The organism is Bacteroides sp. 2_2_4 (genome assembly GCF_000157055.1).
Lineage (GTDB): Bacteria > Bacteroidota > Bacteroidia > Bacteroidales > Bacteroidaceae > Bacteroides > Bacteroides ovatus.
In genome coordinates this window covers 24,188-45,157 of record NZ_EQ973360.1, presented here as the reverse complement: position 1 = coordinate 45,157, position 20,970 = coordinate 24,188, and the positions used below count along the sequence as shown (strand labels likewise).

The following is a 20,970-nucleotide window of genomic DNA, read 5'->3' as shown; positions in this document are numbered from 1 at the left end:
AAATTATGAAACAACGACTAGGGTTAGCGATCGTGCTATTTTGCTTAATGCCAGCACTTTTTGCTCAGCAAAAGGCAAAGCAAAACGCCCGTGAGGACAATGCTTCTTTCATGTTTACAGAATCACAATTGAATGAGGATGATGATGCAGCACAGAGCACATCTGCATTGGTCACTTCTAACAATGATGTTTATCTGTCAAATGTAGGTTATCTGTTTAGCCCAATGAGATTTCGTGTGAGGGGATATGATTCCCAGTATAGTGACATGTATATCAATGGGGTACAGTTTAATGATGCAGAAACAGGACGTTTCAGTTACGGATTAATAGGAGGATTGAACGATGCTACCCGTAATAAGGAGGGGATCGGTCCTTTTGAAATTAACAACTTTACTTTCGGAGCCATAGGGGGAGCTTCCAATATCAATTTACGCGCCAGCCAATATGCGGCCGGTTCAAAACTAACCTTATCAGGTAGTAACCGCAACTATATCTTGCGTGGAATGTATACTTATTCTACAGGTCTGATGAATAATGGATGGGCCTTTACCGGTTCATTGGGATATCGTTGGGGTAACGAGGGAAATATTGAAGGAATCAAGTACAACTCTTTTTCTTACTTCCTCGGTGCAGAGAAAGTATTCAATGATCGCCATAGTCTTTCTTTGGCAACTTGGGGAACACCTACAGAGAGAGGGCAGCAAATGGCGGCAACTGAAGAAGCCTATTATTTAGCAAACAGTCATTATTATAATCCGAACTGGGGATATCAGAATGGAGAAAAAAGAAATGCGCGTATTGTACGCCAGTTCGAGCCATCAGCCATCGCTTCATGGAATTTCACCATTGATGATAATAAGAAACTGGTGACGAGTGCCGGATTCAAATATTCCAATTATGGCAAAAGTGCTTTGGGCTGGAATGGTAATGCAGCCGATCCGCGTCCGGATTATTATAAAAAGTTGCCTAGCTCTATCTTCGACGTGTGGGAATCCGTTCCTACTGCCGATGAACTGCAGCAGTTTAATGAGGTTACTGATAATTGGAAGAATAATAAAGCTTATCGTCAGTTGGATTGGGATGCTCTTTATTTTGCCAATAAACAAGCGAATGCATTAGGTAAAGAGACGCTTTATTATGTGGAAGAACGTCACGACGACCAGTTAGCTTTCAACTTAAGTTCTGTATTCAATCATCAATGGAATGAGCGCAATAGCTATGTTGCCGGAATTGCAGTGAATACAACCAAAGGTATGCATTATAAGAAAATGAAAGACTTGCTGGGTGGACAACTTTATACGGATGTCGACAAGTTCGCAGTACGTGACCATGGCGCTAGTTCCAGCATGGTGCAGAATGACCTCGATAATCCTAACCGTCGTATTGGTGAAGGTGATAAATTTGGTTATGACTATAACATCTATGTGAATAAGCAGAGCGCATGGGTACGTTATCAGGGTAATAATGGTGGATCATTAAATTATTTTGCTTCCGGTAAAATCGGATCTACACAAATGTTCCGTGATGGCTTGATGAGAAACGGACGTGCGCCATTGAAATCACTAGGTAGTAGCGGTACGGCGAAGTTCCTGGAAGGCGGTATAAAAGCTGGTCTGAATTGGGCTATCAATGGCAATCATTCCTTTACGTTGAATGCCGGATATGAAGAACGTGCACCGCTGGCTTACAATTCTTTCATCGCTCCGCGTATTAAGAACGATTTTGTGAGAGATTTGAAAACAGAGCGTATCATTGGTGGTGATTTGACTTACAACTTCAATACTCCTTGGGTGATGGGACGTTTGACGGGTTATTACACTCGTTTCCAGAATCAAGTAGAAATGGATGCTTTCTATAACGATAGCGAAGCACGTTTCACTTATCTTTCTATGAACGGTATTGAAAAGGAACATTGGGGAATAGAAGCTGCTGCTACCTTTAAATTGACAAGTGAGCTGTCATTAACAGCTATCGGTACTTGGAGCGAAGCTAAGTATACCAATAATCCGGATGCTGTGTTGACGTATGAAAGTGAGAATGAGTCAAACCTCGACCGTGTTTATGCTAAAGGTATGCGTGCCAATGGCACTCCGCTTTCTGCTTATAGTCTTGCTTTGGATTATAACGTAAAAGGTTGGTTCTTCAATTTGACAGGAAATTATTATGATCGTGTATATATCGATTTCTCAAGCTATCGTCGTCTTGGCAGTGTATTGGATAAGAATGGTGCTGGTGTAGATGCTAACGGAAATCCGGTTCTCAATGTACCGGGTCAGGAGAAACTGGATGGCGGATTTATGTTGGATGCTTCTATTGGAAAATATATCCGTTTGCGCAATGGAAAGAGCATTAGTCTCAATTTAAGTTTGACTAATATCCTGAACAATACAGATTTGCGTACAGGTGGTTTCGAACAAAACCGTGATGATAATTACAAAGACGGTGACGCACGTGTTTACAAGTTTTCCAAGAATTCTAAGTATTTCTACGCATTCCCGTTCAATGCTTTCTTGAACATTGGTTATAGATTTTAAGAATGTGTAGTTATCAATCCAAAACAAAAAGAAAGGAAGAAACAATTATGAAGAAATTACTATCTATATTATGTACCGGATTACTGCTATGTGGCGCAGGCCTCACTTCCTGTGAGAACTATGATAATCCGGTGACGGGAAATGCTTATGGCAATAACTCGATCCCGGAAGGACGTACGATTTCAATAGCGGCGTTGAAAGAGAAATACAATGATTTCATCGATACAAGCAAAGATACTTATACGACTATCGAAGGTGAAACGCGTATTGAAGGAGTAATTACCTGCGATGATGAAAGTGGAAACTTGTATAAGAAGCTCGTGGTGGCAGATGAAACAGGAGCGATCGTTATTGGTGTTAATGCAACCGGATTGTATGCATTCTGCCCGGTAGGTCAGAAAGTAGTGATTGACTGTAAGGGTTTGCAGATAGGTAGCTATCGTAAACAGGCGCAGATCGGAACTGTTTATAATAATGCAGTAGGACGTATGCCGGAATATGTATGGAAACAACATGTACGTTTGATAAACGAACCTAAGTTATACTATTCGGAATTGACACCGATTGAAATTACTACTCCTGCCGAACTTGCTGCTATAAACTTGAAAGAAGCTCCGGTATTGGTTACCTTCAAAAATGTGAAACTTACCGAAGCAGATGGAATTGCGACTTACGCTCCGGGTGATGAGGGATCGGTAAAACGTTATTTTACTTATGCCGATGGTACGGAGAGTGGAAGTAACTTATTCCTTTATACCAGCGCTTATGCTAATTTTTCAATGGAAGTGATGCCACAGGGCAGTGTAAATATTACAGGTATTTTATTGCGTTACAATAACCAATGGGAGGTTGTTGTTCGTACTTTAAACGATATCAAACGAAATAATTAATTCAATTAACACATATAATTATGAAAAAGATTCTAAATGCTTTATTCTTGACGCTGCTTACAGTGTTCACATTTAGTTCATGTAGTGATGTACCGGCTCCTTATGATATATTGGGAGAAGGTGATGTTCCGGGACTGACGGGTGATGGTACGAAAGAGAATCCATATAATATAGAAGCTGCACAACAGAAACAAGACGGTTCCATAGCTTGGGTGCAAGGATATATTGTGGGTGCTATAGAAAATGTATATGATGATAAAGGGGAATTTGCAGGCAATAAGGCCAGCTTTACAGCTCCTTTTACTATAACATCTAATGTGCTGATTGCTGAAAGTCCAGATGAAACCAATGAAAGTAAATGCTTGCCGGTTAAAATAAAGAATGGAAGTGAACTGTCTACTGCTTTAAACTTGAAAGACCATCCTGAAAATAAAGGAGGAATCTTGTTGATTCAAGGTGAGTTAAGTGCTGGTTTTGGAAAAGCAGCATTGATAAATACAACAGCTGCAGTATTTAATAATAAAGAGATTGGCGAAGAACAAGGTGGAGAAGATTTAGATCCTGATAATCCTCTGGGATTAGATACTTCAGTAGCTCCATTAGTAGATTTATCTAATAATTTTGACGATGTTCAACATCAGGCAGATTATTCAAAAGCTGGTTGGATTAATAAGGCTGTTAAAGGAAATAGAATTTGGCAAGGTGCTATTTATGATCCTCAAAAATATTTGGCAGCTTCAACTTATGGGGTAAATAGTGGTGAGACAGCAGAATATTGGTTTGTGACTCCTTATTTTACAGTTAATGCCGATAAGCAATTTACTTTTAAAGCTACTGTAAATAAGTATTCTGAAACAATGTCTCTGAAGGTATTCTTCTTGCAGATGAAAGATGGTAAAATGGAACGCCATGAAATATCTGTTACTGGTATCCCTACTTCTGGTACATATCAATGGACAAGTGATTTAAAGGTAGATTTAAGTACTTATGCGGGGCAGAATGGTTTTGTTGGTTTCCAGTATATGGCAATGCGAGGTGAAGAGGTACAGACTTATGGAATTGATGATATTTTGTATGGTGAAGGAGGCGGAGAAGTTCCTGGACCGGGAGAAGGTACTGAATTGTTAACTAATGGAGGTTTTGAAAACTGGGCTGATGGATATCCGACGGGTTGGAAGTCTGTATCTACAGCAAGCAGTGCAACTCTAGAACAGTCTACTGATAAGCGGAGTGGTACATCGTCTGTTTTAGTAAAGGGAGACCCATCAAGCAATAAGCGACTAGGTAGCATAGAAATGACATTGAAGGCTGGTACTTATGTGTTTTCTGCTTATTTTAAGGCTGCTACAGCTGATAAGACTAGTGCTCGTTTGGGGTATGTTCCAATTGATGAAGCTGGTAAACCTGGAAGTTATGTATATGATGAATATGTAAATGAGATCACTAATGCGGATTGGGTTACAAAAAGTTACACATTTTCTTTGACAGAAGAAAAGAAGATATGTTTGGTTGTTATGAATCCTAAAAGTCCGGGAAAAGATTTGTTGATAGATGATGCAAGTTTGAAAACTGAAGATGGAGGTATTGTAGGAGGTGGAGGAGTAGACCCGGAGCCAGAACAAGGTAATTTGGTGATTAATCCAGGATTTGAAAATTGGACTGCGGCTTTACCTACGGCATGGGATAATGCAACTTACAATACAGGTATCACCAAAGAAGCATCAATAGTGCACGGAGGTAACTTTTCCGTGAAACAGGATGCAACAGCTACCAATAAACTTCAACAGGAAATAACAATTGAAGGAGGAAAAACTTATCGAATATCATATTGGTATTTGGATAATACTCCAAATGCAAGAACTCATCCGTGGATATTCTGGGTAGATGGAACTACTACTTTGAATGATCATGTTAATGATTTACGTCCTAGTACTTATTCTGTTGATAATGTAGAGTGGCAACTGTATTCTAAAACATTGCTAGCACCAGCTACAGCAAATAAATTACGTTTTGAAGTGAGAACTTATAAAGAAGGCGATAATTCTGGATTTATTTATTTTGATGACTTTGAAGTTGTTGAAGTGAAGGAATGACATACATTTTATGACAATAAGTTAATTGCAATCTTTTAATCTAAGTTTAACATCTCTCTTGTTCTATTCTTATCCTGGAAAGAAGAATGAGAGAGATGCTAATTTTATGAGTTTCTCATATTTGTTCGTGAAGCTTGTATGGCTTATTTAAATGAATTTATTTGATAGATATAATTTCGTCCATTTTGTTTGATTATAATAATACAATATATGAATTATAGATTTTTATATTGGGGGTTGAGTCTGTTATGTATAAGTTTCTGTGCTTGTGATAAAGATGATAATAACGACTCCAATAATTTTGCCACTGGCATCGTAGAACTACCTGCACTTCGCAATGGTGCAAACGATGTGTTTGTAACACACTACACCACTTTCAATGGGCAGAAAGTAACCTCTTTCAGTATGGAATACGATAAGAGTAAGAAGCATTCCCGTTGGGTTGCTTTTCGATTCGATAATCAAACTAGACTGCAAGGGGCAACTCGTGGCGATAATTTTATTCCGGACCCTTCTCTTGATACGGAATATCAGCGTACTCAAGTAGATTTTGGGAAAAAAGGTTATGATAGAGGGCATCTTTGTGCTTCTGCCGACAGACTTTATCGACAAGAAGCTAACGACCAAACCTTTTATTACACGAATATGAGTCCGCAACGGAACAATTTTAATACAGGTGTTTGGTTGGCATTGGAAGGGCAAGTACAGTCATGGGGGCGTAGCTGTACAGCTTCAGATACCTTGTATGTAGTAAAAGGCGGAACGATTGATAAGGAAGAACAAGTCAAAGAATATATAGGTGGCGACCGTAGCAAGCCTGTTCCTAAATATTATTATATGGCTTTGTTGTTTAAAAAGGGAGATTCTTTCAAAGCAATTGCTTTCTGGATGGAACATACGGACAGCAAACCGTCAAAAACAATAAAACTTGTTGACTATGCATTATCAATAGATGAACTGGAAGAAAAGACAGGAATTGATTTCTTCCCAAATCTGAATGATAATTTAGAAAATGCGCTTGAGTCTACGTATTCAACAAAAGCGTGGCCGGGATTGGAATAAGATCACCACGTTAATAATAACAGTCTCTTTTCAAGGCGGGGTATACTTCAGGATTCTACCACCCATTTTTCGATATTACGGGTTTTCTCACTGAAGTTAATTCCTATCTTGAATAGTTTCCGTCCATCCGCTTCGAAAGGTAGCGCATAGCGTTTGTCATTAATTTGCTGCAAAGCCTCTTCTGCTGTTCCGTTTAGCTTGAATTCCATTATATAAATGAACTTCTCTGTCTGTAGCACGAGATCTATACGCCCGTCATTAGTGTGGTATTCCACCTTGGTATAGAAGCCAACCAGCTTGAAAACGATGAAAAGTACGTTCTCATAATGTAGTTCCTGCTCCCGGATTACTTCGTAAGTCGTATCGGCAAAGAAACTCTGCAGGCGGTGGAAGAAAGAATCATAATCTCCCGTTTCTACTTCACGGACGAATTTTTGAACTTCAAATGGGGATTCCACCTTATTCACATTCGCGTAAAAAGGAAGCAGAAAGCGAATGAATCCTTCTTCTACTTCACGGTTGGGGAAACCTAAACGGTATATGCCAAAACGTTCGTCATATCCTTTAATGGTGAGGTATCCGCTTTGGTAAATCACTGGAATCGGGTTGGTTGATTCGGAGTCGATGCTATTCAGTACTTGTGCATCAGTTTCTTCGTGTGCCATCCGTTCCAGATCATAATGATGCTTTTTTAGTAACTTAACCAGATAGGTAGGTGTGCCCGTTTCAAACCAATAGCTACCGAACTCTTTATATTTGAAAGCATTGAGCAGACTAAACGGATTATATATGCCGATAGAATTATGCGTAAAGTGATAACCGTCATAACAGTCTTTTAATTCTGTACAGAGCCTATCATATGTTATTCCGCGTGCATCTGCGAATTCATGAAGTTCTGTTTCCAGATTTTCGTGAATTTCCTGGTCGCTGACACCGCAGATTTCAACATAATCCTTCCGCATTGATATGTCATCCAGATTATTCAAGTCGCTGAACACGCTGACTTTGCCGAACTTGGTGACACCGGTCAAGAACGCGAACTTTATGCACCCATCCATTGTTTTAAGTGCCCCATAAAAAGGTTTTAAAGTATCCCGGAATTTCTTTTGTAGCTCTTCGTTACCGATGGCTTGCAGCATAGGTTTATCATATTCATCTACCAGAATGACTACGCGCTGTCCTGCCTGCTTGCAGGCGCGTTCAATGATGCCGGCGAAACGCAGGGAAAATGACCGTTCGGATGGCTCGGCTCCATAGAGCTTTTCCCAAGCAGTCAGCGATTTTTCGAGTATATTATCCAGGCTCTCCAGAGTGTCATATTTCTCGATATTAAGGTCCAGATGTAGTATCGGATATTTAATCCAATCCTTTTCCAACCTTTCTACAGCCAGTCCTGCAAACAGTTCTTTTTTTCCTTGAAAATAGGCTTCAAGAGTAGAGATGAGCAGACTCTTTCCGAAGCGGCGCGGGCGGCTTAAGAAATAATAACTACCGGTTTTTACCATTTGATACATCAATGCCGTTTTATCAATATAGAAATAACCGTCATTACGAATCTTTTCGAAATTCTGTATACCAATGGGATAAATTTTAGTGCTCATATACTCCGGTTTTATAAATCAATTACACAAAGGTAATAAATTTCCGGGTACTTCATAGCTTTTAAAAAAAGGAAAGTATAAGTATAGTTGCTTTTAACTGAATGAGGTGTAGAAAACAGTACGTACTGTTTGTGCAGAAACGAGTTAAACGGTACGCTAATGAATGGGTCAAGGGTGAGGGATGGTGAGAGTAGATTTATAACCTTTTATTTTATTATTTTCTATACTATCTCCTTTTTTATCTATAAAAAAATACGAAAGTTATAAATCTACCCTCACCATCCCTCACCTTTGACCCATATCTTATAATAAAAAGATAACGGGGAATCTTAAAAACTCAATCGTCTTTTTCAGATTTATCACAACGTTTTCAGAATACTCCATTATTTTATTCAAAACAGTCTGGAATGAATCAAATTTCAGGGATATGGCTGTCCTGAACCAAATCTCCCAGGAATTACAATTGGGCCGGTTTGCTGAATATACATAACTTCTAGCATTTATTCCCATATTTCCACCACATTAAAAAAAATATGTATATCTTTGTCGTACGCTTTCTGCTCATCAGCGTGATGGAACTAGTAGAAGGCGCTATATATTACTTAATTGAGTATATGTGTATTATCTCTCTCTTCCTAAAATTAGCAACTTTTGTACGGAGAGATGATTCGACAGATACTCCACGTTAACGACTGTATATCAACATATCCGGTAAAGATGTGTTATATATAAACGATTGACGTGGGTGTCTGTTGTTATCATTGTCTAGTACAAGGGTATTGCTAGCCTTAGGAGGTAGATAATGGTGCAACAGCATCCACGTCTTTTTTGTGTCCGGTCGGTTATGATTACCCCAAAAAGTCTAACCTAAACAATTTCCCGTCCGCCCGAAATACAGAAAACGTGAATGCCCGTTGCTCCATATAAACAAAATAATATTCAATCTTTATTGTGGAACACATTAAAACAAAAGCATTATGCCAAAATGGATTAGCGTAGAAGAAGCGGCGGCCAAGTATGGAATCAACAAAGAAGTAATCTGGCTTTGGGCGGATATGAAAAGATTCCCGATGTCGTATGAGAAAGGTATCACCACTGTCGATGAAGAAAGCCTTATCGGATTCCTGCATCAGAATAAGGATCGAGTTACAGCCGAGTATATCGACACATTGGAAGACCTATGTATTGAAAAAGCAAATATCTGTAACTTATATGCTGAAATTATTGGCTGTCAAGACAAGGAACTCTTGTATCAAAGGGAGCAAATCGCTCGAATGAAAGAGATACAAACAGTCATGAAAAGACAAAATAACCGACTTCGGGATTGCGAGAAAATTTTCGCAAAATATGAGAAGAACTTTAGTGTTTGTTGGATTGGAAGAATTTGCGCCGGCTTGAGGCGGCTGATGCGATGATAAAGAATGGAGGCAAGTATCTGATGGAAAGTATATCGAGACTGTGACAGAAGTACTCAATAACTATTTTTTAGGTACGGATTACACAGTTTTAGCCAATCAAAAGACCGTGTAATCCGTATCAGGTGTAACTTATCAGATGTTATTTTATTTTGCTTGGAAACTTTTTGTTTGTACATCACGGGAGTTCGGTCCTACCATAACATCAAATTCTCCGGGTTCGTAAACATAATGTAATTCGGAATTATAGAATTTCAAGTCATCTTCCGTAATAACAAACTTAACATCGCGACTTTCCCCGCTCTTCAGGAAGACGCGTTCAAAACCTTTCAGCTCCTTCACCGGACGGGCGATCTCCGCATAAATATCACGAAGATACAGTTGTACAGTTTCGTAACCATCGTAGTTCCCCTTGTTTGTTACAGTGACAGACACAGTCAACTCACCATTTTTAAGCAAGGTTTCCGAGCTAATCTGCAACTCACCATAAACAAAGTCCGTATAACTCAAACCATATCCGAACGGATACAGAGGTTCATTGCTCTCATCCAGATAATTGCTGGCATAGCGGTTGAATATATGACTGTCGGGATCAGGACGACCTGTATTCAAATGATTGTAGAATAACGGCAGCTGTCCCACCGAACGCGGGAAGGTAGTTGTCAGTTTGCCACTTGGAGTGATCTTGCCAAACAATACATCGGCAACCGCGTCCCCTGTTTCGCTACCGCCAAACCAGACATTCAATATGGAATGAACATTCGCATCCTCCCAGTTTAAGACTAAAGGACGTCCCGTGAACAGAAGAAGTACGACAGGTTTGCCCGTCTTCACTAAAGCCTTCAATAAATCCTGTTGTGCATCGGGTATCTCAAGACTGGTGCGTGAAGCCGATTCACCGCTCATTTCCGCACATTCACCCAAAGCGGCAACAATGATGTCTGAACGGGAAGCCATGCGTAAAGCCTCGTCCAACAGTTCCCGGTTGTCTCCACGTTCCAGCGGGCGAATGCCCGTAGCTGCTTTTTCTGTTTCCGCATCATAATATATGTTGCTGCCTTTCGCATATAGAATTTCAGCCTTGTCACCCGCTGCCGCACGAATTCCTTCCAACAATGTTCTGTGACGAGACGGCGTACATGTCATGCTCCACATACCGCACATATTATTACGTGCGTCTGCCATTGGACCGATCAGGGCAATCCTGCCTTTTTGTTCAAGTGGAAGCAGGTTGTTGTCATTCTTCAACAGAACAAATGTTTCAGCTGCAATCGCACGTGCAGCAGAACGGTGTTCAGGCGTATAAAGTTTCTCTTTGGCACGTAGGGCATCGCAATATTTATACGGATTGGAGAACAGTCCCAGTTTATATTTGGCTTCCAATACACGGCGACAAGCCATATTAATCTGTTCTTCCGTTACCTTCGCTTCTTTCAGGGATTCCTCCAATGTATTGAGGAACCCGCATGAAACCATATCCATATCCGTTCCTGCCTGTAAAGCGCGAATGGAGGCTTCCTTCAGAGGGGCGACACCATGGGAGGACATTTCGGCTATCGAATTGTAATCTGTTACCAATAGCCCTCCGAAGCCCCATTCATTTCGGAGCAGGTCGGTCAGTAACCATTTGTTGGCTGTGGCTGGAATACCGTCAACGATATTAAACGAGCTCATGATGCTGCCTACACCAGCGTCAACGGCAGCTTTATAAGGAGCCAGATATTCGTTATACATACGTAGTCGGCTCATATCCACTGTATTGTAATCGCGTCCCGATTCGGACGCCCCATAAAGTGCGAAATGTTTCACGCAGGCAAGAATTTCATCGTTGCCTTGCATATTGTTTCCCTGATAACCACGCACATACGCTTTTGCCATTAAAGAACCCAGGTAAGGATCTTCTCCGTTCCCTTCTGCGATACGTCCCCAACGGGCATCACGACAAATATCGACCATCGGGCTGAATGTCCAGTTAATACCGTCTGCGCTGGCCTCAATGGCGGAGATGCGTGCCATACGTTCGACGGCCAGCGTATCCCAACTACAGGATAGTGCCAATGGGATTGGAAAAATAGTTTCGTAACCGTGGATAACGTCTGCACCTACAAGTAGAGGTATTTTCAACCGGCTTTCTTCTACCGCAAGGTGTTGCAGGGCATTAATTTTCTGGATCCCCTTGACATTGAAGAAGCCGCCTATTTCCTGTTTGCGAATCATATCGCTAAGTTCACCGTTCATCACCGAACCTGTCACGAGATCACCGCCCGAAGGCAGGTTTAATTGTCCGAGTTTCTCACGGAGAGTCATCCGGTCCATTAAGTCGGTAATGAAACGGTCCATTTCCCTATCTTTCCCTCCCCCGGATGGTGAGCAGGCAAAGAGAGTAAGCCCGCAAAGGGCGCAAGATATAAGATTTCTTATCTTCATTTTTCTTGTTATTGGGTTATTTATACTTGTTGTCCGATTTTTCTTTCCACACCACTACTCCCGCAGGTTCAAGGCGTGCACTGCCAATCAGTACTTCTGCCTCATCGGGAATGACTATTTCCTGAATGTCCGACGTATAATTCAAGGCGATGTAAAAACCGTCACGCCATTCCTTCACCACTCCGTACGGTAAATCTTCAGTCGGTACGCCGGCTTCTGTATATACACGACGTACTACTTCTTTCTCCAATTTGCCGTCATCGGTATCCGTTCCGATATAGGTGGCCGTTCCTCTACCCAGTCTACGGTGTATCACAGAAGCAGCTCCCTTATAAAACTGGTCCGCATACACAGCCCAAACATCTGTTCCGACAGACGGAGTTAGTACGTCCGCCCAATTGTTCCAGGCGTATTTCATGCCCCCGAAATCTACCTTTCCATACAGATTGTGAGGTAGATGGTCATAGTACAGGCTGTTTATTCCGGCCAGTTGGTGGATGGGAGCAGCTAAAGGAGCCTCCCACAGTTTGGCATTACGGTCTTTCTGCCCGGTACGGCAGGTCAGAATCAGATGTCCTCCATTCTTCACGTATTCAGTCCAACGTTCTACCAAATTGTTATCAAGCAACTGATAAGCCGGCGCAATTAGGAAGGGATAACCCGAAAAATCCTCCTTCTCCGAGATCACATCGACGGGAGCGGCAAAGGATTTCAACAGGTTGTAATACTTATGTATGTGCGGCATCGTCCGCCACTGGTCTGTCTGACGCTGGAACTCCATTTCCCAATAGTTGTTCATATCGAAAAGCAGTCCAATGCGTCGGGAAGCCAGCTGTTTGGGCATACGGCTTTTCTTATCGTAGGCGGCACGAAGCTTTTTCATCTCCTGCGTAATACGTACATATTCTTCACCGCCCGGAGAAAGAGTCACCCCATCGGTCATTATCATGCCGTAATGGTATTGCTCACTGCCTTTCAGAGGTTGACGGAAACGGTAATTGCACACAAACTTCCCACCACCTGCAAAAACGTGATACACCCACATACGCACAGCGCCGGGTAAGGGTTGAGGGTTATACACTCCCCAGTTTACTTGACCGGGCTGTAGTTCCATCACTCCGAATGTTTTGCCGACACGGTTACGAAACTGGTCATTTGAAAATCCGAGATCTTCGGGAATCCCCATCCGGAAACCTTGGCTACCTATTCCCTGATTATGTCCAGTCACCAGATAGCGGGTGTAGGTCAGGAAGTCCGTATGATCGATCCGTACCGGATCAACCGGATTGAAAACAGGAATCAGGTTGGTAGTGATCCATTGGTCTCTGCTGATATGCTGCCGGAGTATATCTGCCTGCATATTAACAAAGCCCGCCAATTCGTCCGCCATGAAACGGTTCAGGTCGAGCATGGCATGAGGATTGGGCTTATCGGGTACTTCCTGCTGACTGGGAAGACGCACTTGGTCGAAGTTCTGATAAGTTTCACTCCAGAAAGAGGCTCCCCAAGTATCATTTAGTTTATCAATAGTAGCGTATTTCTTCTGTAACCAGACACGGAATTTGGCTTGTGCATTTTCACTGTAATCCACTACTCCGTAATGTCCCGGCTCGTTGTCAATCTGCCAGCCGATAACAGCGGGATGGTTGCCATAGTGCATTGCCAGACGGGAAACGATGTTTTCTACATAACGACGGTAACGGTCGCTACTCCAGGAAGCATGCTGACGCCGTCCGTGTTGAATAGAAACTCCATTATCCCGCTGAATCAGTATGTCGGGGTACTTTTTTGACAGCCAGACGGGAGGTGTGGGAGTAGGAGTACACATAATTACCTTCAGACCATATTTCTCTGCTAAAGAGACGGCACGATCCAGCCACTCAAAATCATACTTTCCTTCTTCCGGCTCCATCATGGCCCAGGCGAACTCCGCAAAATGGGTGAACTTGATTCCCATCTCCGACATTTTCTTCAAATCACGTTCCCATTGGGAGGAATCCCATTGCTCGGGGTAATAGTAAGATCCTAGAGCAAACAACTCTTCCGGAGGAAAAGATTTATCGACCGGAGATTGAGCAAAGGATACCAATGAAAACAATAAAGCTAAGACTAATAAGGACTTTTTCATGGATATTATTTTAAGTTTCATCGCTATAATAAATAACTGGTTAGCGCAATGGTCTGGCTTTTATTCCGCCGGAGGTCATTTTTACAGGTTTGATAGTACCGTTTTTATTAAAATACATTCGGTCAATGCAAGTAATGCGGTAGTTCCCATCGGTTTCACCCAAAGGGCGGCGATGATAGACAATATACCATTCATCCTTTCCCGGACCTTTGATAATGGAATGATGTCCGGCACCATTAGCTATTTTAGTGTCCTGCTCCAGAATCTTTCCGACTCTTTTGAACGGACCAAAAGGCGAATCCGCAATGGCATACGCTACACAATAATCGGGGCCTGTCCAGTCGCCTTCTGACCACATGAAATAATATTTGCCATTGTGTTTAAGCATAAAAGGTCCTTCTATATAATTTTCCGGAGTCACTTCTTTATAAGTTGTTCCGTCTTCAAAAGGTACGATACTGATTAGATCAGATCCCATCTTCACCATATTGCAATGTCCCCAACCGCCGTAATACATATAATACTGACCGTCATCGTCCTTGAAAACAAACTGGTCAATAGGTTGCGCTCCGTTCACGATCTTGCCAATCAGCGGCTTTCCGAGCGCATCCTTGAAAGGACCTTCCGGACGATCGGCTACAGCCACACCTATACCTCCCACTTCACTCTCATGATATATGTTGTTTGCTCCAAAATAGAAATAATATTTCCCATTTGCTTCTATCACGGCAGGTGCCCATAAAGCATTCCTTAACCAGCTGATATTTTCGACAGAAAGGACTTTCGGGTGTTTTCTCCAGTGTACCAAATCTGGGGAAGAAAAGGCATCCATGTACAATTGTTGTTCGAAAGGAGCTGAATAAGTCGGATAAATCCAGTATTTATCACCGAAAACGACTCCTTCGGGATCTGCATACCAACCGTCAAAAACCGGATTAGTACTTGTCTGTTTTTTGCCCGTATTTGTTTGAGCAAATAAGGTTACTGAACAGCAACACATAATCATGAAAAAGAATACTATTTTGGAATTCATGTCTATAAATATTAAAGTTATGCCACAAAAATGATGAAAAATCAATGAAATAAAGGTTGATTATTTGCCAATAAATAGCGAGAATCAACCAAATTGCCGGAAAAATAATTATTTCATATATTGCTGCTTGTAAAGGGCTGTTTTGATTTGTTTTTTCACTTTCTTTGTTTGCAGGTTCAACACTTTTGTTATATATTGCCGTCCCATTTTCGTTGTATCTGTCTTGAATTTCTTAATTGGTCATTTAACAGGCTATTATTTATATATATTATAAGTATTACTATGCGAATTTTATTGTATTTTCTCCTTATTCTTTTAGTGGGTTGCTCATCCGGTCAGAATAAAAAAACACATGAGCGGGTAGACCTCGATTCCGTACCTGTTTATACGAATCCGCTTTTGTCAAGAGGAGGAGACCCATGGGCGGTATTCCATAACGGAATATATTATTATACCCAAAGTATGAGCGACCGCATCACTTTATGGGCAACAGATGATATAACCCGGTTGGCGGAAGCATCCCAGAAAGATGTGTGGGTACCTCAAAATTCGTCAAACGCATTTCATCTTTGGGGACCTGAAATACATTACATTAATAATAAATGGTATATTTATTGTTGTGCGGATGATGGAAATATTGATAATCGTCAGATTTATGTGCTTGAGAATGAGTCGGCTGACCCGATGAAAGGGGAATTTGTCATGAAGGGAAGAATATCAACTGATGAAGATAATAATTGGGCAATTCATGCCAGTACTTTTGAACATGGAGGAAAGCGTTATTTAATCTGGTGTGGATGGCAGAAACGTAGAGTTTATCAGGAAAATCAATGTATTTATATTGCCGAAATGGAAAATCCATGGACTCTGGCTTCTGACCGTATTTTGATTTCCGAACCAGAATATGAATGGGAATGCCAGTGGATCAGTATAGATGGTAATAAAACCGCTTATCCGATTCGCGTCAATGAAGCGCCGCAATTCTTCTATTCTTTAAAGAAAGATAAGTTGTTGATTTATTATTCGGCAAGTGGTAATTGGACTCCTTACTACTGTGTAGGACTGCTGACTGCCGATGCTGACAGTGATTTGCTTAATCCGGCTTCCTGGAAAAAGGCACCGGAACCTCTGTTTAAACAAGCACCGGAGAATCATGTATATGGGCCCGGTAGTATCTGTTTTATTCCTTCACCTGACGGCAAGGAATGGTATATGCTTTATCACGCCCGCAAGAGTTTGTATGATATGCTTGTTTTGGATAGCCGGACGCCACGTATGCAGAAAATAGAGTGGGATAAGGAAGGAATCCCTGTTTTAGGAGTTCCGCAGAAAGAAGGAGTCCCGCTTCGCAAACCGTCAGGCACTCCTGAACGCAAGTGAAAATAGGGGGTGTATTTTTGCAATACGCCCGTTTTATTCAAAAAGAGCCCATTTCTTTCTTTTCTTATTCAAACGGTCTTCTTTTTCACAAAAAGAAAAATTCTCATCTTTTATTGAATGTTTTTTTTCCTTTTTTTTAGTGCGTATTACTTATGTTTGCAACGTAATCTATTAAATAAATCAACTAATGTAAAACGCGCAATGAGAAATGAAAATCTATTGTCCATTCTTCTTATAAAGAGAAGAATCTTAAAACTACTGGCTATAAAATATGCATACAGTTTAATTGTTTTATGCGGAATTAGTTTTATGGCATGTTCAGATGATGATCCCGTAAAAAAGAATCCTTATCTGCAAACGAGCACCCGTGCTATGCTGAAAGAGGTAGTGGAAGTGGTGTTTAACAATATCGACAGTAATACTGACGTTACTGTCGACTTTGGTGACGGAACAGTCAAGGAAGGGAAAGCAGCTACGCCTATCACTCATGCTTATACACAAAGTGGTGACTACACGATGTTAGTGACAGCGGGTGAGCATGCAGTACAGAAAAGGATCCGTATTTACGACTTATTGGCACTGACAGAAGCCATGAAGCAATTCAGGGATGCAGATAACAAAATGGTATGGGCTATGACGCATCGCTCTCATACAACAGACAAGACTATTCCCGAAAATTCGATATCTGCTGTAGAAGCTGCCATCAATGCAGGAGCGGATGTGATTGAATGTGACACTCATCTCACAAGCGATGGAGTAGTTATGGTGTGCCATGACCAGACAATCAATGCTACGACTAACGGCACAGGGGATATTACGAAAATGACTTATGCTGAAATTCAGCAATATAATCTGTTGGACCGGAATGGAAGGGTGACCGATGAGAAGATGCCCACATTGGAAGAGTTTCTGAAAGCAGGGCGTGGAAAAATATATTTCAATCTGGATTATTCTCCACGTACAGCCTCTACCCAAGAGGTGATGAATGTTGTCAAGGAACTGGATATGATGGAACAAGTCTTTTTCTATTGTAACAGTAGCCAGAAAGCAGAAGAAGTGTTGTCTATTTCTAAAAAGGCACACGTGTACACATGGGCACAAAGCGCTTATAAACCTCTGGTAGGACTTCCGGGTAATTACTTCGTGCAATATTCTTATGCTCCCGACGGACAAAGTACTCCCATAGGGACTGCTATCAGTGAGGGGATGATTCCTACAGTCAATATGCTTCATGTATTATCCGGATTAATACCTGAATATGATATAAATGCGACTTATCTGGATGAGCTTCTTCAGATTTATCCTGAAGTACGTATGATACAGACAGATGCACCGGAAGTATTAATCTCCGCTTTACAAGCAAGAGGATTGCGTTAACTTTATCATCTAACATAAAATCATTTATTTATGAAGAATATTCATTTCAAAACGTGTACCTGTCTGTTAGGTATATTGCTGATACTGTTTTCCGGTATACAGGTAAAGGGAGCTTCTTTGGAAGTTCAGCAGGAAAGTAAGGTATCAGGTACGGTGACGGACGAAAAGGGCGAACCAGTTATTGGCGCTTCCGTAGTAGTCGTAGAATCGAAACAGGGTACTATTACAGATATAGACGGTAAATTTCTGGTGAACGTACCTAAGAATGGACACCTGAAAGTGTCTTATATCGGTTATGAAACACAAGAAGTGGCTGTTAAAAACCGCCAGTTATTGAAGATCATATTGAAAGAAGAATCGACCGCTTTGAATGAAGTGGTAGTGGTGGGTTACGGTACGATGAAACGGAAAGAAATGACTTCGGCTATTTCGCATATAGGTGCGAAAGATCTGAATCAGATATCCAGCCTCGATGCCTCCATGCTTTTGCAGGGGAAAGTTTCCAGCGTTTCGGTTTCTAACACAGCTCTGGCCGATCCGAACAATCAAGGAAGTATTCAGATTCGTGGTGTCTCTTCCCGTAATGCAGGTTTAGGACCGTTAATTGTGGTAGACGGAGTGCCGGGAGGTGATATGACGAATATTAACCCTGCCGATATTGAATCGATTGATGTATTGAAAGACGGTGCTGCTTCTGCGATCTATGGTACGCGGGGTAGTAACGGGGTTATCCTGATTAATCTAAAGAAAGGGACCAAAGATGGACAGGTTCATACAACCTATAGTACTTCCGTTACTTTTAATAAAGCTAAAAAAGAACTCGACATAATGAATGCGGAAGAATACCGTGCTTATCGCACAGTGTCTAATCCGCTTTCCGATATGGGAGCTGATTCAGACTGGTTTGATGCCGTTACTCAATTGGGGGTGACTCACATGCATACATTGACATTTTCCGGCGGTAATGCGAGAACCAACTATCGGGTGACCGCCGACTATCGTAATGCCCGTGGTATTGATTTGCGTTCCGACCGTCGTGAATATGGAGCACGTGCCAATATTAACCATACAACCAAAGACGGGCTATTCACGTTCTCTGCTAATATAACTCCTCGTGTTATCGACCGGAACAAATCAGCCAATGTATATAGCAATGCTATTAAAAACAATCCGACAATGCCTATTTATGATTCGGAATCGGCTAATGGGTACTATCGTTTTCCCAGTGGAACGGAAGGTTCTAATATCGTAGAGCAATTGAATGAAGAAGAGAATGGTACGGAAATTAAGTTGCTGGAATGGAATGCTACGGCTGCCGTTAATCTGCTGCCTCTGTTTAATCCGAAGAATCCGGACATGGTATTGAAGTCGCAGGTCACTATTTCTCAATATCAAGTTGATAAATTTAACGGATGGTTTACACCGTCTACTTATGGTTCTAACGTAAATGATGGTGTCACCGGAAAAGCCAGCCGTGACTTCGACAAAAGTACGACTAACAATCTGGAATGGGTAACAAATTTCTCTACACGTATCAAGAATCATCAGATCCGTGCAATGGTGGGGTATAGCTATAATTATGGTGTAAATTCCGGAATGTCTGCTGAAAACTGGAATTTCTCTTCGGATGGATTGACGTATAATAATCTGGGTTCCGGGCTGGAAGCGGCAAAAGATGGAAAAACAATGATGGGCTCCTATAAGAATGACCATAAGTTAATCAGCTTCTTCGGACGTGTTAATTATGATTGGAAAGAGCGCTACCTGTTTACTTTCTCTTTACGCCACGAAGGGTCTTCCCGCTTTGGCGAGAATCATAAATGGGGTAATTTCCCGGCTGTATCTGTCGGTTGGCGTATCTCGGATGAGAAGTTTATGAAAGGACTTTCATGGATTGATGACTTGAAAGTACGTTATGATTATGGGGTGACAGGTAATCAGGAAATAGGAAATTATAATTCTCTGGCTACTTACCGGGCTTTCGGTTGGTATCAATACAATGGTAACCGTTTTCATGTATGGGGACCGAGCAAAAATACGAACTCGGAATTGCGCTGGGAGAAAGGACATAATCAGAATGTGGGTTTGGACTTCTCACTCTTCTCACACAAAGTGAACGGTTCATTTAACTATTTCCATCGTAAACAAAGTGATTTGCTCGGAGATTATTCTGTACCGGTACCACCTAACTTGTTCTCCACCATCTATACCAATGTAGGTACATTGCGTAATACCGGTTTCGAACTTGATGTTACAGTAAATGCTGTCCGGACAAAGGATTTCACTTATAGTTTCACATTAGTGGGGGCTACTAATAACAATAAGTTTGTCAGTTTTTCCAACGATATATATAAAGGACAAAAATATTACTCCACCTGTAGCATGGCGAATCCGAATAATCCGGGATATTTGCAGCGGATTGAAGAAGGGGAACGTATTGGTAACTACTTTACATATCGTTATGCAGGAGTGGATAAAAAAGGTGACTGGCTGATTTATGATAAAAAGGGGAATGTGATTCCTGTAGCCCAAGGTACGGAAGAGGATAAGTCTGTGACCGGAAACGGTTTGCCGAAATTCACCGGCTCTATGACGCATAACTTCACTTATAAGAACTTTGATTTGTCTGTTGCCCTCCGTGGTGCTGCCGGGTTTGACATATTCAACGTGCATGATTTCTATTTCGGATTGCAGAGCATGACTACCAACCAGTTGACGACCGCTTATTCGAAGAATGCACATATCACGACAGGTAAGAATGTGATTACCGACTACTTCATTGAACCGGGTGATTATCTGAAGATAGACAACGTCACTTTAGGATATACCATGAACCTGAATAAGAAATATATTGAAAAGATACGTTTGTTCGGTACGGCCAACAATCTTTATACGTTTACGAAGTTTACCGGTGTAGATCCTTCTACCTACGAAGTGAACGGACTGACACCGGGTACTTTCGGAGGAGGATATAACTATTATCCGTCTGCTTTTCAGTTTATTTTAGGATTACAAGTAAGTTTCTAATAA

Annotated in this window: 12 protein-coding genes; 8 read left to right on the top strand and 4 right to left on the bottom strand. The window is 41.4% G+C overall.

The features are described 5' to 3' along the window. Positions 1-5 precede the first annotated feature (5 nt). The 4 genes from BSCG_RS14405 (at position 6) to BSCG_RS14415 (ending at position 6,579) form a co-directional block, all read left to right on the top strand. The gene (locus BSCG_RS14405) at positions 6-2,534 is read left to right on the top strand and encodes a TonB-dependent receptor (protein ID WP_004299561.1); all 2,529 of its coding nucleotides are present in this window, start codon (positions 6-8) and stop codon (positions 2,532-2,534) included. 47 nt (positions 2,535-2,581) lie between these two features. Continuing rightward, positions 2,582-3,424: a DUF5689 domain-containing protein gene (locus BSCG_RS14410; RefSeq protein WP_008776004.1), complete on the top strand. Its 843-nt coding sequence runs from the start codon at positions 2,582-2,584 to the stop codon at positions 3,422-3,424. 20 nt (positions 3,425-3,444) lie between these two features. Further along, complete coding sequence (locus BSCG_RS30245; protein ID WP_032849520.1) at positions 3,445-5,517, top strand: DUF6359 domain-containing protein; 2,073 nt, start codon at positions 3,445-3,447, stop codon at positions 5,515-5,517. Between the two features lie 210 nt (positions 5,518-5,727). Beyond that, positions 5,728-6,579, top strand: a complete 852-nt coding sequence (locus BSCG_RS14415) for a DNA/RNA non-specific endonuclease (protein ID WP_032849519.1) — start codon at positions 5,728-5,730, stop codon at positions 6,577-6,579. 47 nt (positions 6,580-6,626) lie between these two features. Here the strand turns inward: BSCG_RS14415 and BSCG_RS14420 are convergent, their stop codons facing one another. Then, on the bottom strand, positions 6,627-8,180 hold the full coding sequence (locus BSCG_RS14420; RefSeq protein ID WP_004322320.1) for an ATP-binding protein: 1,554 nt from the start codon (positions 8,178-8,180) through the stop codon (positions 6,627-6,629). 977 nt (positions 8,181-9,157) lie between these two features. Here BSCG_RS14420 and BSCG_RS14425 point away from each other — a divergent pair. Continuing rightward, entirely contained in the window at positions 9,158-9,595 is a 438-nt protein-coding gene (locus BSCG_RS14425; RefSeq protein WP_008776000.1) for a hypothetical protein, read from the top strand. Positions 9,596-9,742: 147 nt separating this feature from the next. Here the strand turns inward: BSCG_RS14425 and bglX are convergent, their stop codons facing one another. The 3 genes from bglX to BSCG_RS14440 are packed head-to-tail and all read right to left on the bottom strand — an operon-like array spanning position 9,743 to position 15,183. Further along, on the bottom strand, positions 9,743-12,022 hold the full coding sequence (bglX, locus tag BSCG_RS14430; RefSeq protein ID WP_008775999.1) for a beta-glucosidase BglX: 2,280 nt from the start codon (positions 12,020-12,022) through the stop codon (positions 9,743-9,745). A 16-nt stretch (positions 12,023-12,038) separates the two neighbouring features. Beyond that, positions 12,039-14,150, bottom strand: coding sequence for a beta-galactosidase (locus BSCG_RS14435; protein ID WP_032849518.1), 2,112 nt, complete (start codon positions 14,148-14,150; stop codon positions 12,039-12,041). Between the two features lie 40 nt (positions 14,151-14,190). Continuing rightward, the gene (locus BSCG_RS14440) at positions 14,191-15,183 is read right to left on the bottom strand and encodes a glycoside hydrolase family 43 protein (protein ID WP_004322309.1); all 993 of its coding nucleotides are present in this window, start codon (positions 15,181-15,183) and stop codon (positions 14,191-14,193) included. Positions 15,184-15,465: 282 nt separating this feature from the next. On the opposite strand from BSCG_RS14440, the gene BSCG_RS14445 reads away from it, so the two are divergent. The 3 genes from BSCG_RS14445 (at position 15,466) to BSCG_RS14455 (ending at position 20,967) form a co-directional block, all read left to right on the top strand. Beyond that, positions 15,466-16,563, top strand: coding sequence for a family 43 glycosylhydrolase (locus tag BSCG_RS14445; RefSeq protein WP_008775997.1), 1,098 nt, complete (start codon positions 15,466-15,468; stop codon positions 16,561-16,563). 201 nt (positions 16,564-16,764) lie between these two features. Then, the gene (locus BSCG_RS14450) at positions 16,765-17,940 is read left to right on the top strand and encodes a glycerophosphodiester phosphodiesterase family protein (protein ID WP_032849517.1); all 1,176 of its coding nucleotides are present in this window, start codon (positions 16,765-16,767) and stop codon (positions 17,938-17,940) included. Positions 17,941-17,970: 30 nt separating this feature from the next. Continuing rightward, positions 17,971-20,967, top strand: coding sequence for a SusC/RagA family TonB-linked outer membrane protein (locus BSCG_RS14455; RefSeq protein WP_008775994.1), 2,997 nt, complete (start codon positions 17,971-17,973; stop codon positions 20,965-20,967). The last annotated feature ends 3 nt before the right edge of the window (positions 20,968-20,970 follow it).

Excerpts from the sequence above, each read along its gene's own strand:
- BSCG_RS30245 (WP_032849520.1), top strand. The coding sequence starts at position 3,445 with ATGAAAAAGATTCTAAATGCTTTATTCTTGACGCTGCTTACAGTGTTC.
- BSCG_RS14445 (WP_008775997.1), top strand. The coding sequence starts at position 15,466 with ATGCGAATTTTATTGTATTTTCTCCTTATTCTTTTAGTGGGTTGCTCA.
- BSCG_RS14405 (WP_004299561.1), top strand. The coding sequence starts at position 6 with ATGAAACAACGACTAGGGTTAGCGATCGTGCTATTTTGCTTAATGCCA.
- BSCG_RS14410 (WP_008776004.1), top strand. The coding sequence starts at position 2,582 with ATGAAGAAATTACTATCTATATTATGTACCGGATTACTGCTATGTGGC.
- BSCG_RS14420 (WP_004322320.1), bottom strand. The coding sequence starts at position 8,180 with ATGAGCACTAAAATTTATCCCATTGGTATACAGAATTTCGAAAAGATT.
- BSCG_RS14455 (WP_008775994.1), top strand. The coding sequence starts at position 17,971 with ATGAAGAATATTCATTTCAAAACGTGTACCTGTCTGTTAGGTATATTG.
- BSCG_RS14425 (WP_008776000.1), top strand. The coding sequence starts at position 9,158 with ATGCCAAAATGGATTAGCGTAGAAGAAGCGGCGGCCAAGTATGGAATC.
- BSCG_RS14415 (WP_032849519.1), top strand. The coding sequence starts at position 5,728 with ATGAATTATAGATTTTTATATTGGGGGTTGAGTCTGTTATGTATAAGT.
- BSCG_RS14450 (WP_032849517.1), top strand. The coding sequence starts at position 16,765 with ATGAGAAATGAAAATCTATTGTCCATTCTTCTTATAAAGAGAAGAATC.
- BSCG_RS14440 (WP_004322309.1), bottom strand. The coding sequence starts at position 15,183 with ATGAATTCCAAAATAGTATTCTTTTTCATGATTATGTGTTGCTGTTCA.
- BSCG_RS14435 (WP_032849518.1), bottom strand. The coding sequence starts at position 14,150 with ATGAAAAAGTCCTTATTAGTCTTAGCTTTATTGTTTTCATTGGTATCC.
- bglX (WP_008775999.1), bottom strand. The coding sequence starts at position 12,022 with ATGAAGATAAGAAATCTTATATCTTGCGCCCTTTGCGGGCTTACTCTC.